Annotated in this window: 9 protein-coding genes; 6 read left to right on the top strand and 3 right to left on the bottom strand. The window is 50.7% G+C overall.

What is annotated here, in order from left to right; translation table 11 throughout:
- Window positions 1-27: 27 nt before the first annotated feature.
- The gene (locus LZD49_RS20545) at window positions 28-825 is read right to left on the bottom strand and encodes a LytTR family DNA-binding domain-containing protein (protein ID WP_234669468.1); all 798 of its coding nucleotides are present in this window, start codon (window positions 823-825) and stop codon (window positions 28-30) included.
- Window positions 826-3,939, bottom strand: a complete 3,114-nt coding sequence (locus LZD49_RS20540; protein WP_234669467.1) for a histidine kinase — start codon at window positions 3,937-3,939, stop codon at window positions 826-828.
- A gap of 413 nt (window positions 3,940-4,352) precedes the next feature.
- Here LZD49_RS20540 and LZD49_RS20535 point away from each other — a divergent pair, with 413 nt between their 5' ends.
- From LZD49_RS20535 to LZD49_RS20525, 3 genes are all read left to right on the top strand, one after another.
- Window positions 4,353-4,526, top strand: a complete 174-nt coding sequence (locus LZD49_RS20535) for a hypothetical protein (RefSeq protein WP_234669465.1) — start codon at window positions 4,353-4,355, stop codon at window positions 4,524-4,526.
- Window positions 4,527-4,644: 118 nt separating this feature from the next.
- Window positions 4,645-5,934: a vanadium-dependent haloperoxidase gene (locus tag LZD49_RS20530; RefSeq protein ID WP_234669463.1), complete on the top strand. Its 1,290-nt coding sequence runs from the start codon at window positions 4,645-4,647 to the stop codon at window positions 5,932-5,934.
- A gap of 52 nt (window positions 5,935-5,986) precedes the next feature.
- Window positions 5,987-8,209: a TonB-dependent receptor domain-containing protein gene (locus tag LZD49_RS20525; protein ID WP_234669462.1), complete on the top strand. Its 2,223-nt coding sequence runs from the start codon at window positions 5,987-5,989 to the stop codon at window positions 8,207-8,209.
- Window positions 8,210-8,250: 41 nt separating this feature from the next.
- Here LZD49_RS20525 and LZD49_RS20520 read toward each other — a convergent pair whose 3' ends face one another.
- Window positions 8,251-10,515 (bottom strand): GH92 family glycosyl hydrolase, encoded by a 2,265-nt coding sequence (locus LZD49_RS20520; RefSeq protein ID WP_234669460.1) that lies wholly within the window; start codon window positions 10,513-10,515, stop codon window positions 8,251-8,253.
- A gap of 274 nt (window positions 10,516-10,789) precedes the next feature.
- Here LZD49_RS20520 and LZD49_RS20515 point away from each other — a divergent pair, with 274 nt between their 5' ends.
- The 3 genes from LZD49_RS20515 (at window position 10,790) to LZD49_RS20500 (ending at window position 15,340) form a co-directional block, all read left to right on the top strand.
- Complete coding sequence (locus tag LZD49_RS20515) at window positions 10,790-11,698, top strand: hypothetical protein (protein WP_234669459.1); 909 nt, start codon at window positions 10,790-10,792, stop codon at window positions 11,696-11,698.
- A gap of 291 nt (window positions 11,699-11,989) precedes the next feature.
- Window positions 11,990-14,590 (top strand): AAA family ATPase, encoded by a 2,601-nt coding sequence (locus LZD49_RS35720; protein WP_304488712.1) that lies wholly within the window; start codon window positions 11,990-11,992, stop codon window positions 14,588-14,590.
- Between the two features lie 120 nt (window positions 14,591-14,710).
- Window positions 14,711-15,340, top strand: coding sequence for a DUF4242 domain-containing protein (locus LZD49_RS20500; protein ID WP_234669457.1), 630 nt, complete (start codon window positions 14,711-14,713; stop codon window positions 15,338-15,340).
- Window positions 15,341-15,424 lie beyond the last annotated feature (84 nt).

Genomic DNA, 15,424 nt, shown 5'->3' with positions numbered 1-15,424 from the left:
CTTCCAGCGATGGGATCAACTAATGCATTATAAAAAATAGCTCTGCTCTACTTTCTCCACATTACTTGCGTAAAGCTGCACTTCATATCGCTTCCCATTGAGCGCCAGAATACAAACCGGCCTGCTTCCCTTCTGAATAAACCGTATCGCCGACCTGTTCAGGATATGGCTCTTGCCAATGCGCAAAAACCGGTCGTCGGGAAGCAGCTTTTCGATCGCATCAAGCGTTGTATTGGGGACATTGATATGCTCGAACTGTGTACAATAAACGTTGATCTGCCGGTTAGCCGATTCACAATACAAAATGTCATCAATATCGATGCAATGAAAAAGCTGGGAGTTCTGAAAGACGAGATGGTTGGCCTTGTAACTGGCTTGAATACCCGTTTCCAGTAAGCCGGAAAGTTCATTCTCCTGCTCCTTTGCGGCTTGCCATTTGTTAAAGAAGATCGAAAACTTCTGTTGCAGCATCTCGGGATCGATCGGCTTCACTACGAAGTCGGAATGGAAATAGGGAGCCGCTTTTTGAACGGCCGTCAATGCTTCATCGGGATAGCCCGAAACAAAAATCAAACCATAGGATCGCTGCCTGTTTGTCAATTCTTCGAGCAGGTCAAAACCGCTTCGGACCGGCATTTTAATGTCGAGCAAAATTAGATCCGGCTCTTTTTCCAGGATCAGTTCGATGCCGCTGCCGACGTCCTCTGCTTCGCCCACGACGACGGCATTCGGAATACCGGCCAGCATGCTCACCAGTGTTTCCCTTACAAAAAATTCATCGTCGATAATGGCGACTTTCGCAACTAATTGTTTCGTATTCATCATTTAATTGAGTGACTGATCATTGGTAACTGCTACCAGTTCCTCCGGTGGCAGTATCGGATACAGCGGCAGAAATGCTTCTGCGCAAACTCCGTCTTCGCCAGCCTCCCGGCGGTCGGAATGTACTTGGTAACTTTGGGGAATATTGTATTGATTTAGCTGGTCGAAAAGCGCTTCGTTGATCGCCAGGCCCCTACCGGTGGACCTGCGGTTGTACTTCTTCGCATTTTCAAGGCCCACGCCGTCGTCCTTTACCGTGATGTGCAACCGGCTTCCCGCTACTGCTATGCCGATATGCACCGTACCCCCCTCGGGCTTGTTTTCCAGCCCATGTTTGATCGCGTTCGAAACGTACCCCTGGATCAGCATCTTCGGGATGATGGTGTCCATCGGCACATTGACGTCCACTTCCGTCTCTGACTGGATGCGATGCCGGAAACGCACTTTTTCCAGCTCGAGATAGTTGCCGACGAAATCCATTTCTTCTCCCAAAGTCCAGAAAACCTGACTGCCGCTCAACAGCTTATGCCTGAAAATACTCCCGAACTTGGCCAGGTAATGCACGACTTTTTCGGACTCATTCTTGTAAAGCATGGATTGCACGGCGGTCAGGAAATTAGATACGAAGTGCGGATCGATCTGATTGGTGATCGCCCTCATTTCCAGCAATGCGCGCTCGCGCCCGGCTTCGGCCAGCTCACGGCTCATGCCCGCTTCGACATTCCGCTGCTCCGATGCTTCCAGTTCCAGCTCTGTAACCCGTTGCTTGGCACGCAGGATCTCCTGCTGGCGACGCGCCTGTTTCTGTACCTCCCTGAGAATGAAATAGAAAATACAACCTGCAATAGCCAATGCAAGTAGCGTTCGAAACCACATTGTCGCATACCAGAAAGGCGCTATTTCAAATTCCTGCACGATATCTTTTGTGTTCCACATGCCATTAGCGCGCAGCACTTTCAGCGTGATCCGGTATTTACCGTCCGAGAGGTTTTTCAATGGAATACTGCTCCGCTGCACCGGGTCCGACCATTCCAGCTTAGGGTCAGGGTTGTCGAGCCGCTCAATTTTGTAGGTGTAAACCGAATTGGCCAGCAAGTTCTGGTGATTCGGTTCGAGCAATTGTATTTCCAGGTCTTTTAAATAGGGGCTCAGTCTGAGCGGGCCGTTTCCTGGTCGGTAAACGCTGGCCGACTGCACATCCCGGAACGCCCTGATACCCGTAGGAACGCGGTTCAGAAGGTTTAAGAGGTCGTTTTCGGGAATCATCATCAGCCTGTCGTGTGTCGCCATCCACCATCTTCCGCAATTATCCCGAAAGCAGGCGTGCGATACGCTTTGCCCTTCATAGCCATTTTTATGGTCAAACCAGCTGATCCATTCCTCCCCATTCCGATAATATTTGTCCAGATCCAGCACATACAATCCCTCAATAGCCCCGAGGAGCAGGTACGATCCGCCAAGAGGCTGGCAAAAATTGATAACCCTTCTCAAATGCGAACCAGCTACGCGCCGGAAGTGCTTGTAATCGTAAATCCACAATCCTTCATCGGTAGCGAGCCACATATTGCCGCGTGCATCGCGGTGAAGGTCAAAAACCATCCAGGAAGAAAACTGCTGCGCGGCATAATGCATCGTTTCGAACTTCGCAGACTTGCCGTCCCAGATCACGCAGCTGTTTTGCCCTGCAATCCAAAACCGGCCGAAGCGGTCCTTCTCAATGTCATAATAACCCGTCGAAGGAAGCGCCATCCGGCCAACGAGCGCTAATGTGCGCCGGTTGTAAATCAGCAGCATTTTGCTGCATGCAAACAGGTAACGGTTATTGGCTACGTCGTCGTAAAAACCCCGGATATTGTTACCTGTCTCACTGGCGGGCAGCTTGCGGTAATTTTGACCGTCAAACCAGAGCAATCCTTTACCCCCTACCGAGGAAAAGATCAGGTTCCCGTCTGCGTCGCGGTTGGTAGCGGCGATAAAATCTTTGACCGGAAAGGTGCCAAAATAGGTGCTGTCCGCAACAATCGTCCCGTTTACGAGCCTGCTCAGCCCCTGGCCGCGAGACGCGAACCACATCGTGCCGTTCCGGTCTTCGGTTACCGACACGGTTTCCTCGGGTAGCCCCACGGAATGATCGAAATAGCGCCAGCCGCCACGGATAATGCGGTTGATACCATTGATGGTCCCGGCCCAGAGGTCACCGTTTTTGTCAAAAATCATACTGCGTACAGTCGCCGTTTTGACGCCGGAATTGAAAACGTCGTCGCCATCGTACCAGCATATATGGCCATCCTCTCCTGGAAATGCGATTTCGAGTTTGTCGCTGATTGCGAATACTTCCATTTTGCGGATATCTGCCGGAATGCTGACCACTAACTCAACACCCTCCGGTTTAAGCCGGAAAGCGGCCGAGTTGGTCAATGCGAAAAGCTGACCGGAAGGGCTTTGCAAGATTCGCCTAACGGTTCCTTCGATTGCTATTAAAGACATTTTTTCATCTTTCCATTGCCAGAGCCGCCCGTCTTTGGTCACAACCAGCAAACGTTTTCCGGCCCAGTCGGCACGCATATCCACGATCTCCGGTTTGCGGCCGGCGAACATCCGGCTAGTCATGTCCTGCACTTTGTCTCCCTGCAAGCAGGAAATGCCGTTTTCGGTAAAAGGCGAATCGGGCAGGCCGGCAAACCAGGCGCGGTTTTGATGATCGACGGTCAGAAAAGAGGTCCCAACCCTATTGTAATGTGGCGCATAACCGACCACCGTGGTATCGACGTGCAGTTTGAGGTCTGCCGACATTTTCAACTTGTACAGCTTATTCCCGGCCACCCATATCGTCCCATCCGGGCCGACAGCCAGGTCATTAATGAGTCCCTTGGGCAATTTCGGCAACTTCGCGGAAGCGATCAGCTGCTGTTCCTGGTCAAAAAAATCCAGCCCCCAATCGGTTGCTACCCAAATGCGGCTTGCGTTATCAGGTTGTAAAAAGTAAACCCTGACATTATCCAGTCCGTCGGCAATCGTATAATGCTGTTGCGCGAGTTTGTGCGCACAAGCGATCATTGGAAGAATGATCATCAAAAAGACAGGAAAAACCTTCCGCAGGTAATGTCGCCGGGCCATGGACGTAAAATCTTGTGTGGCACTAAGTTACCAAAAAAAGAAGCTCCACCAAGCCCCCCGGGTCCCAACCGCGCCAAACCCCCGATTGACCGTTCCAAGTTGCGATTTCGCGGGTTAAAAGTTGAGCGCACCTCTTTTCCGGTGTGTCTTCCAAGGGCATTATACCGCCCGCAGACCTTGGGTCAGTATTCACCCTAAATTTTCCATTCTCCATTTTCCTGCAATACTTTTCTCAACTGATAATGAACTTATTAAGCGGTAAATACGAAAAAGCACCGATAGGAATTCATACATCCAGACCCCGGTTTGATGAGCCGTTTCCGGCATTTCGTCCGTTCCCGAAAACCGGCTGCTGCATTGTGCATTTCGCCGCTATAATTTTGGGGCAGTCAAACAACAAAAATTTATTAGTCATGAAAAATCTAAAACGATTCGGCTTCCTGCCGGGAGCTCCTGCGCAGCTATCATCCTGTGAATCTGATGATATACAAGAGGAAATACCAGTACCGGTGATCCGTTTCACAGAAGTGCTAGGTAGCGGCGACATTGCTGTGAAACCAGCGGAGTTCCGGGCGCTACGCCACTAACAAGGCTGCAACGGCTGTCTCCCGAAATAATACATTTTAAGCACCCGAGTTTTTATCCGAAACCGCACAAAACGTGCGTCCAATCCATTTGCCACATTTAAAACAAAACCATAATACAATGAAAAATTTACGATTATTAGCCATTTTAACACTAGTATCATTCTTCGCAGCCTGCAACCGTTCCAACGGCGTAGACCCGGACGACAACGTTCCTTTTTTAAAGGAATATTCCAATAAGGTTATTCTGGATTGGAACCAGGTAGCATTCAATGCAATGGGCGGTGCCACTTACCAGCACTCGCTGGTAGCATCCCGCGTAAATGCCATGGTGCATCTGGCGATGCATGACGCCTTGAATGGCGTTGCCCCCGCTTTTAAAACTTACGCATTACAAACCCGCGACGCCGCAGCCGACCCGATCGCCGCAGCCGCCACAGCGGCATACGATGTGCTGCTGGTTTCGTTTCCCGACAAAAAGACCATGCTCGATTCCGCACTGACGGTTTCCCTCGCGACCGTGAAGGATACCGATAAACTTGCCCGTGGAAAAGCCCTCGGCAAGGAAGCCGCGGCTGGGATTATCGGTTTGCGTAAAAATGATGGTGAATTACAGGACCCGATCGCGCCTGTAGAGCCTTCGACGGTGCCGGGGATTTTCCAGGGTGTGCCGCCTATGAGCTTTATTTTTGCGCCTTTCTGGAAAACCATGAAGCCGTTCGGGTTAACTAAGGCAGACCAGTTCCGTGTTGCCCCACAACCCGCGCTGACCAGCAAGGCCTACGCAGATGGGCTGGAAGAAGTGAAGAAAATGGGCGACCTTGCCAGCAAGAACCGGTCGGTGGAACAAACTTCCTACGCCAAATTCTGGTATGAGTTTTCAGAGATCGGCTGGAACCGCGTCGCCAGGGTTGCTGTCATCAAACAAGACCTCGACCTGATTGGTACCGCACGGCTGTTCGCATTGCTGAATATGGCCCTGGCCGATTCGTACACGGCTGGTTGGGATTCAAAATTCCATTACAATTTCTGGCGTCCGTATACTGCTATCCGTGAGGCTGAAAACGACGGGAATAATGCAACCAGTCCAAACAAAACCTGGGAACCGCTGATGGCCACTCCACCCGTGCAGGATTACCCATCCACGCACAGCGCGCTCGGTAATGCCGCAGCAACCGTTCTGGCGGGCATTCTTGGCGACAAGGTTTCATTCACGATGAGTTCCACCACCGCCGAACCGGCCAAGCCTACAAGAACTTTTGAAAGTTTTAGCCAGGCCGCAAAGGAGAATGCCGATTCGCGCGTGATGGCCGGGCTTCATTTCCGCTTTTCCTGCGAGGCAGGCCTCAGTTTGGGGAGCGACATTGGCGGCTGGATTTTGAAAAACCACTTGCAGCCGCAAGCCAGATAATTTCCCGTTTGCGGGGGCGAGCATGCTCCCGCAAACCCTTATCGGATTTAACATGAAACAAATTATCCCTTTTATCATAAACCTGCCGGTTTACCTGGCATGGATCGCCTGCACACTGGGTTCCATCGACCTCATGGCACAAACAGACACTGCAAACGCCGGCAAGCAACGTGTGCATTTGCTCCGTGAGCTGAACGTCACCGATTACCGCAGCCGTTTGAGCGAGTCCCTTCCGGAAGTAAAGGGAACCTATTTATTCGCCGGGAAGCGCAGCGAGGTTGTCCGGCTGGGCGACATTGATGCAAACATCGCAGAAAAAAATGGCCGGCAACTCTTCGCGCGGATACCGGGCGTGTTCGTATACGATATGGATGGCACGGGCAATCAGCTCAACATCGCCACGCGCGGCCTCGACCCACACCGCTCGTGGGAGCTGAATGTACGGCAGAACGGTGTGATCACTAATTCGGACATGTATGGCTACCCTGCGAGCCACTATTCGGCACCCATGGAGAGCATCTCGCAAATCGAAGTCGTACGCGGCACGGCATCGTTGCAATATGGCGCGCAGTTTGGCGGTATGGTCAATTATGTGACCAAACAGCCCGATACTACCCGGAAAATCAGTTTTCAAAGCATCAATTCGGCCGGTACGTACGGGTTGCTGAGTTCTTACAATGCATTAGGAGGCCGGGTTGGCAAGTGGACTTATTACATTTACCATTACAACCGGCATTCGGCAGGTTACCGCGAGGGCAGCCGCTCCGATGCGAATGCGCAGTTTGCCAGCTTGCGTTATCAGGCCACCCAAAGACTGGCATTGAAGGCCGAAGTTGGCCGATCGGCCTACACTTACAAGATCCCGGGACCGCTTACGGATTCCATGTTTCATCAAAACCCAAAGCAGGCCACACGCGAGCGAAATTACTTCCATCCCGATATTTGGGTACCCTCCATTCAGCTCGATTGGAAAATCTCGGACCGCACTCAGCTGGCGATCGTGAATTCGGCAGTATTCGGAACGCGAAGTAGCGTCCAATTTGATGCCCTCGCCAATATCAGAGACACCATTAATCCACAAACCGGACAGTTCAAGCCGCGGCAGGTCGATATGGACGGTTTTAAAAGCCTGACTTCGGAAGTGCGGTTGCTTTATAAATACAGCCTGTTCCAAATTCCGTCCACGCTTGCGGCCGGGTTTCAGGTCATGCGCAACGATTTGCATCGCCGGCAGCTCGGGCAGGGAACCACCGGCTCCGATTATGACCTCACCTTAACCAAACCGTTTGCAAGGGATTTACATTACAAGACTGAAAATGCCTCCATTTCTATCGAAAACCAGTTTAGGCTTACCTCGCGAGTAATCGTTTCGCCAGGCTTGCGTATTGAGAGCGGTACGACCAGGATGTCGGGCAGGATCAGCTATTACAGGCCGGAAAATGTTCCGAACAAGATCCGGCACCGTTTTGTATTGCTGGGAATAAATGGCCAATATAACCTGGGCGACGAAGTGCAGCTTTATGGCGGCTGGTCGCAGGCTTACCGGCCTGTTTTGTTCAAAGATATTATCCCGGCTAGCGTTTATGAAAAGGTGGCCGATAACCTCAAAGATGCATCGGGTTATAATGCGGAATTTGGTTTTAAGGGAAAATGGCGGGGTTTCTATTTCAATATCGGGCTGTTTGACCTGATGTACCGCAACCGCATGGGCAGCCTGGTGATGAACGGGGAAAATGGCGACACCTATATTCTCAGGACCAACGTGGGCGACAGCAGGCACATGGGTGTGGAAGCCCTGGTCGAAGGCCCGCTTTTGAATGTCGGCAAGTTCCGGATGACCTGGTTTTCTTCGACCTCGCATATGGACGCCCGCTATCGCAACGCCCGTATTTCCGCCGGAGCGGACAACAAATCCATTGACGGCAATAAAGTGGAATCGGCGCCCGACTGGACCAGCCGCAACGGAGTGACAGCCGCATTCAGAACTATCAGGCTGACGGTACAATACAGCTACGTGAGCCAAACCTTCTCCGATGCCCTGAACACACCCGTCGCACAGCCCACAGGTGCAAAAGGTCCGGTACCCGCATATAGTTTGTGGGATCTGAATGCCAGCTGGCAGATCAGCCCGGCCATTTCTGCGAGAATGAGCGTCAATAACCTTTTGAACAACCACTATTTTACCAAAAGACCGGTATTCTACCCCGGCCCGGGAATCTGGCCTTCGGATGGAAGGAGTGCGGTGTTTTCGGTAGAGATTAACTTGGGTGGTTGAGGCCGCCCCCGCTGTGGCAGGAGGCTCCCACCAACCTCCCGCTAGCGGCTGGAAGGGCTCACACCATACGTTTTACCCGGGGCCGCACCCATATAGAATACCAGTTCACCGCCTGCGATCACGTCTTTGTGCAGGATGTAGGTGTAAGGGTAAGGTTTTCCGTTATATTCTATTTTTTGGATGTATTTATTCCCGGCACTGTTATTATTGGTTTTGATCGCAAACGTCTTTCCGTTTTCGAGGTGAAGTTTAGCCGAATCGAACAAGGGCGAGCCGAAAAAATATTTTCCCTCCATCGGATTAACAGAGTACATTCCCAATGCACTGAAAGCGTACCAGGCGCTCATCTGCCCGACGTCCTCGTTGCCGGCCAGGCCGTCCGGACTGGCTTTGTAGAATTTCCCGATCACTTCACGGACCAGGTCGGCAGTTTTCCAGGGCTCTCCCAGGTAGTTATACAGATAGGTAATATGGTGGCTGGGCTCGTTGCCGTGCGCATACTGTCCGATCAGGCCGGAAATGTCAGGCGCGGTGCCCTCGTGCAATTTGGAAGATATGGTAAACAGGCTATCCAACCGCGTTTTGAAGGCTTTCTGACCACCGAGCAGGGTAATTAACCCGTTTACATCCTGTGGCACCAGGAAGAGGTACTGCCATGCATTACCCTCCGTATAATCGGAAGTCACAGGCACCGAATACAATGGATCGAAAGGCCTGCGGAATTTCCCGTCTGCAAAGCGGCCGTTGAAAAAGCCGGTCTGCTTATCGTAATAAAGCTTGTACAACTGACTTCTTTTTGTGAAATATTCCGCGTCCGCTTTTTTTCCCAATGCCGAGGCTACCCTGGCAACACCTGCGTCGGCTATGGCATATTCCATCGCCCAGGCAACGGACTCGTGCATTTTGTCGGCCGGTATGTAGCTGAGTTTTTTCAGGTATTCGAGCCCCATGGAATCCCTCAGGGCCGTGTGCTTCATCGCCTGATAAACCAGCTCGCGCTGATCGGCCGGAATGATCCCCTTTCCAAAGGCGTCCGCCAGGATAATAATGGCCGGATTGCCCACCATACAATCCGTTTCACTGCCCACGAGCGGCCATACCGGAAGACGCCCCTGCTGCTGGTGAATCGCCAGCATGGATGCCGTAATGTCCTTCACCAGGCTTGGCCGGACGATCGACATAAACGGGCCCCATCCCCGGTAAATGTCCCATAACGACATGGTGGTGTAGTTCTTGAAAGGGGCATTTTTGTATACCTTCTTGTCGGTTCCGAGATAGTCGTTATTGGCGTCGTTGAACAATGTCGGTCCCAGGAACATATGGTAGAGGGACGTGTAAAAGATTTCCTTGTCGGTGTCGTTTTTTGTTTCCACTTCGATAGCACCCAGCGTTTTCTCCCAAACCTGGTCCGCCCGGAGGCGAAAAGCGTCAAAGCTGCCTGACGGAGCTTCCGCATTCATATTCGCCAACGCATTTTCCTCGCTTATCGGGGATAGCGCCACTTTTAAAACCATATCCGGGTTGCTTGCGGCGTCGAAATACAAGGCTGCCCTGGCGCGTTTGCTTTCGACTTCCCGGCCGCTTTGGAGCGTGCTATCGTTGTAAAATGCGGCTTTCAGAATGGGCTGCGATGTCCGGATGGCAAAATACAGTCGCTGATCTTTGGACCAACCGGTTGAAAAACGGTAGCCGGTGAAAGTAGAGTCGTTGACCTGCCTGATAAAGGTCTTGACGGGACTGTCCCAGTTCATGGCAAAGCCGAGATCTACCAGAATATGGGCATTTTCGGTCTTATTGTAATGATATTGATGAATGCCAACCCGCTCGGTGGCGGTCAGTTTTGCGTCTACCCCGTATTTATCTAAATGTACCTGATAAAACCCGGGATGGCACACTTCCGATTTTTTGGAAAACAGCGAACCGTATCCTGTTTCAGGCTTTTCAAACTGCATCGGACGCAGTTGCAACGGCCCATTCGCTGGAACGATCATGATGTCGTTGAGGTCGCCGATACCCGTCCCGCTCAGGTGCGTATGCGTAAAACCCAGTATTTCCTGGCTGATGTAATTGTAACCCGAACACCAGTCCCAGCCGTTGAACTCATCCCAGCTGCGTCCTATCTGGGTTGGCCCAAGCTGTACAGCGCCAAACGGCACATTCGCACCCACGAAAACATGCCCGTGCTCTTCTGAGCCGATGAATGGATTGACATAACCGGTTAAGGGTCTGGCTTGTGCATGTATCGAATGGTTTGCCACCAAACCGATCAGGCCCGCTGCGATAACATGCTTCACTAACTGCTTCATCTAAGAGGAATTATTTGTACTGGAACTTCAAGCGGTGTGCGTATCCGGGAAGGCTATATTTACAAAGTATTTAAAAAAAGCCGGTTTAATTGAAATATTTTTTAAAAATACAGAATTTCGATGAATTGATGTGTCAATGCGTGAAGAGAGAATTGCTGAAAGGGTGATGGGTGAGGCCGGGCTTTCACGGGAATTGGCGTGTGATGTAATTTGTTTCCAACTGTTTTGCCTGTTTTGTTATCTATGTAGCCAGATCACAACTAATTTCATTCCCGTGAAAAAGCTATACTACTTCCTGATAATCCTCTCCATTATAACGTCCTGCAAAGACAAAGAAATCGAGACGTTCGAAGGCGTCCCCGGGCCCAATGTTGGGGATACTAGCATTTATAATTTAAATAATTACCGGTTGACGAAGATTTTAAATTTCAGCAAATCGGATTCCGAACAGCCTTACGGATTTGTAGAATTCATCTACGATGCAAATGGAAATCTGACACGAGAATCCTTCATCGATAATCCTGATTTACTATCTACTTATAAAACATATACTTACCAAAATGGGCTAATGGCCACGCAGAAAATATTCGATGGTGTAGTCAACAGTCTCACGTTATCAAGAACAATCAAATATATCTATCAGGACGGCCTGCTGGTGCAAGAAGATGCCGTCGGGGCCAGCGGTGAATTGCAGCAATCGGTTTACTATGTTTATACTAATCGGAGACTTTCCGAAACTTACAAATGGACCGAGTCATTGGGAAAACATCATCATTACAAATATGCTTACGACGGCCGGGGGAATGTGATAAAACTACAAGTGTACATGTATTACGCTGAACTTTCATATACCGAAAACTACACTTACGACGCCCTGAACCGGAAGATTAAAACGGAAAGATCTAACCATCAGAACATTCCCGAATCGATTACAGTAGCCGAATATAAAGACAACAATACGTTGCCTTCCGCAGAAATTAATCAGGATGCGCAGGGGAATGAAAGGTCCAGACGAACTTTCGCGCTGGATGTTGCCGGAAACCAAATTCAAACTTTAATGGGAAACAACATCGCCAGTAAGAGAAAGTATTATGGAAAACTCCTTCGCGAAGAAATCCGGTATTCCCGTCAATTTGGTTTTGCCGAGTTTGGCATGACCCGGTATGAGTACGAGAAAAAATAGCCAAGTAGTTATAGAACAATTGCTCGTGAATGTTTTTTCCGTCTTGCCATTACTAGAACTGATACCGCGTATAGTTGCGGACGTCCCATTCTTTATGGTGTGATCGTAATGCCAAGTAACATAAGAAATAACCTCGCCGATTGCTGCTTGCGGTTTGGGACTCAACCGAAATTTAATCAGGATGACTTGGGATGTTGCCGGACCGGATTGCGGTCAACAACTTTTCTCCCGCCTCAACTACTGATTTTGTCGATTTTTCTCAGTTAGTTTGCCCTGTTTACCGGCAAACCCATGACACTTGTAGAGCGATCGGATTCACTTGATTTTCTGACGGCGCAACTCCGGAAGGCTTCTGAAAGCGAAGGGCATTGCGTGTTGATCTGCGGGGAAGCCGGGATTGGGAAGACTTCCCTGACGAAGGCTTTTTACCATGAGCATAGTCCCACGCACAAAGTCTTCACCGGTACCTGTGACGCATTGTTCTCTCCCCGCCCGCTGGCCCCGCTGTACGACATCGCCATGCAAATGGGCTATGATCTGCACCAAAGCAGGGAAAAAGCCGAAGACCGCGTCGACCTTTTTACGAAATTCTTTCACGCCATAACCGCGACGAAGGAGCAGACCATCGTGGTATTCGAAGATATTCACTGGGCAGACGAGGCGACGCTGGATTTTGTCAAATTCTTCTCCCGGCGCATTGCCCAGACCAGGTGCCTGTTCCTGCTCACTTATCGCGATAATGAGATTTCATCCCGGCATCCGCTCCGGAATGTGCTCGGCGAGATGGTTGCCGGAACATACAGCCGGTTGCCATTGTACCCGCTCTCGAAGGAGGCGGTCGACAAGCTGGCGGAGGCAAAAGGTCACCGGGGAGAGGATGTGCATGGCATTTCGGGAGGTAACCCTTTCTATGTCAACGAAATTCTGGCAAGTTACAGCCCCGGCGTGCCCGACAAGGTCAAGGATTCCATTCTGTCGGTATATTTGAAACAGAATGAAAGCACCCAACGTGTTTGGGAGATCCTTTCGGTAATGCCTACCGGGCTCGAATTTGATCATTTGCTCAATCTGGACCCGGCGTTCGAGCCGGCCATTGAGGACTCGTTGTCATCCCGCATCCTGAATCTGGATAAGGGAAACCTGGTTTTTAAACATGAATTATACCGGCGGACAATAGAACAATCCCTTTCCCCTCTCCGAAGAATCGCCCTGAACAAGCAGATATTGCAATCTTTCCGCGGTGTTTTTGAAGAACGCGGGCAGATCGAGCGGATCATTCACCTTGCAAAAAATGCGAATGCGCACGACCTCGTGGTGCATTACGCGCCTGTGGCAGCGGCCCGCGCAGCCACAATCGGCGCCCATATTGAAGCTTCCAGGCTGTACTTGTCGGCCATTGAATACTACCAGGGCAATGATATGGATATGTTGGTGCGATGGTATGAAGCCTATGCTTATGAATGCTATCTGACCAACCAGATCAAAGATGCGATCCTTTATCAGGGAAAAGCACTGGCTGTCTGGAAAGACAAAAACGACCTTTTGAAAATGGCCAACAGCCTGCGGTTTCTTTCGCGGCTGTGGTGGTTTGAGGGCAACCGCGAACAGGCCGAAAAGTTTGGTTTTGAGGCGATCGATGCGTTGGAAGGCCAACCGGTATCGGCTGTAAAGGCAACGACGTACAGCAATATGTCGCAACTGAAAATGCTTTCCGACGAGGTCGACGATTGTTTATTCTGGGGTGAGAATGCGATCGCGATGGCACAGGAACTGCATAATGAAGAAATACTTTGCCATGCACTAAACAATGTCGGCACCGTTTTGCTCGGCAAGAAGGACACGTCCCTGAGAGGCTCGGAGCTATTGAACAACAGTCTTGAAATCGCATTAAAAAACGCCTACCCCGAACACGTAGCGCGGGCTTACACCAATTTGGGCAGTACCCAGGTAATCAGCCGCGACTACGACACTGCACGTGTATGGCTGGATAAAGGTATTGCCTACTGCCGGGAACGCGAACTGGACTCGTGGGTGAAATACATGCTGTCTTTTAAAGCGCGGCTTGCCCTCGAAACCGGCGAATGGGACGAGGCCCACCGGATTGCTACCGGCCTGCTCGAAAATGAGCATCAAACACCGGTCGTAAAAATCAGTGCATTGACGGCACTGGCCACCGTTAAAATGCGCAGACGGGAAGCCGGCGCACCGGCTTTGCTCGCGGACATGAAGGCAACCGCATTCCTGATGCAGGAAGCGCAACGGATCATTCCGGTACTGACCGCATTTCTGGAATACGAATGGATCACCGGCGAAAACCTCATCGAACAGGAAACGCTCGCCAATGCAATCCGGCTGATTGAACAGACTGACAATAGCTTTCATAGCAGCGAGTTCCGATTTTGGCTAAAAAAAGCAAGAAATCAGCATTTGAACCTTCCCCAGGTATTTTCCGGATTTGATGTAACCACAACGGCTGCCATTAGTGAGGCTGCACTGTTCTGGGAACAGGCGGGGTGCGCGTACCAGCAGGCACAAATGCTATTTGAGGGTACAGAAAAACAAAAGAAACAGGCATTGATCCTCGTGCAAGATTTGAGCGCGGTGGCTGTGTACGAAAAAATGAAACAGCAAATGCAGGCCGAGGGAATCCAGCAAATTCCGCGCGGGATGCAACAGGCTACCCGGCGGAATCCCGCACAGCTGACGAACCGCGAACTGGATATCCTCCAAATGCTCGCCAGGAACCTTCAATACAAGGAAATTGCGGATTCACTTTTTATTTCCGTTAAAACAGTAGGCCATCACATTTCTTCCATTTTTCTCAAACTCGGCGTGAATTCAAGAGGAAAGGCCATTTCGGAGGCGCACCGGCTTGGAATTATCAAAAGCTGAACTTTCTTTTCCCTACAAGACCGAAAAATAGGGAATTCCCGATCGTAAAATAGGGAAAAGCATCCAGAACGCCCCGGACGCGACAGGCTTACTTTGCAGAAAACAAATCATCTAAAAGTTATGAAAAAAATGATCCTTTCTGCACTGGCATTCAGCGCCTTTGCTTTTTCTTGCGGCAACGATTCCAGCAAAGTCATCGACAACCCGGATCAATCTGCAAAACAAAATCTTTATCTGGACGTCCATAACCTGGAACCGGGAAAAGTGACGTTCGAAGCCGTAGCCGAGGCGCACGCCAAGGACCTGAAGACGCAGGGCAAATACGGCGTTAAATTCATCAAATACTGGGTGGATGAGAAAGAAGGCAAAGTATACTGCCTGGCCCAATCCCCGGATTCCGCTTCGTTGTACCACACGCATAAGGAAGCGCACGGGCTGGTACCCGACCTCGTACATGCAGTGTCCGATGGCGTGGAAGCCGCACCCGGTGCTGGCGCCGACCTCTACCTGGATATCCACTACCTCGGGGCAGGCAAGGTTACCGCAAAGGCCGTGGAAGAGGCCCATGTAAAAGACCTGGCCACACAGGGCAAGTACGGCGTGAACTTCATCAACTACTGGGTCGATGAGAAAGCCGGAGCGGTAATGTGCCTCTCCAATGCCAAAGACGGCAGCGACGTTGTGAAAACCCATAAAGAAGCTCACGGGCTACTTCCCGACGAAGTGCACCGCGTGAAGCAAGGACAATAGCAATAGGTTAGGTTTGTAAGGCAGTTTTTGCTGCCCCGGCATTAGACCAGGGCAGCAAACTTTGTTTTACCAGCGTGATCGTCT

This window comes from Dyadobacter sp. CY261 (genome assembly GCF_021440085.1).
Classification (GTDB): domain Bacteria; phylum Bacteroidota; class Bacteroidia; order Cytophagales; family Spirosomataceae; genus Dyadobacter.
Note: the sequence above shows the minus strand (reverse complement) of the source record. Positions and strands in the feature narration are given on the sequence as shown.

Coding starts and splice junctions, on each gene's coding strand:
- LZD49_RS20545 (WP_234669468.1), bottom strand. CDS start 825: ATGATGAATACGAAACAATTAGTTGCGAAAGTCGCCATTATCGACGAT.
- LZD49_RS20540 (WP_234669467.1), bottom strand. CDS start 3,939: ATGGCCCGGCGACATTACCTGCGGAAGGTTTTTCCTGTCTTTTTGATG.
- LZD49_RS20535 (WP_234669465.1), top strand. CDS start 4,353: ATGAAAAATCTAAAACGATTCGGCTTCCTGCCGGGAGCTCCTGCGCAG.
- LZD49_RS20530 (WP_234669463.1), top strand. CDS start 4,645: ATGAAAAATTTACGATTATTAGCCATTTTAACACTAGTATCATTCTTC.
- LZD49_RS20525 (WP_234669462.1), top strand. CDS start 5,987: ATGAAACAAATTATCCCTTTTATCATAAACCTGCCGGTTTACCTGGCA.
- LZD49_RS20520 (WP_234669460.1), bottom strand. CDS start 10,515: ATGAAGCAGTTAGTGAAGCATGTTATCGCAGCGGGCCTGATCGGTTTG.
- LZD49_RS35720 (WP_304488712.1), top strand. CDS start 11,990: ATGACACTTGTAGAGCGATCGGATTCACTTGATTTTCTGACGGCGCAA.
- LZD49_RS20500 (WP_234669457.1), top strand. CDS start 14,711: ATGAAAAAAATGATCCTTTCTGCACTGGCATTCAGCGCCTTTGCTTTT.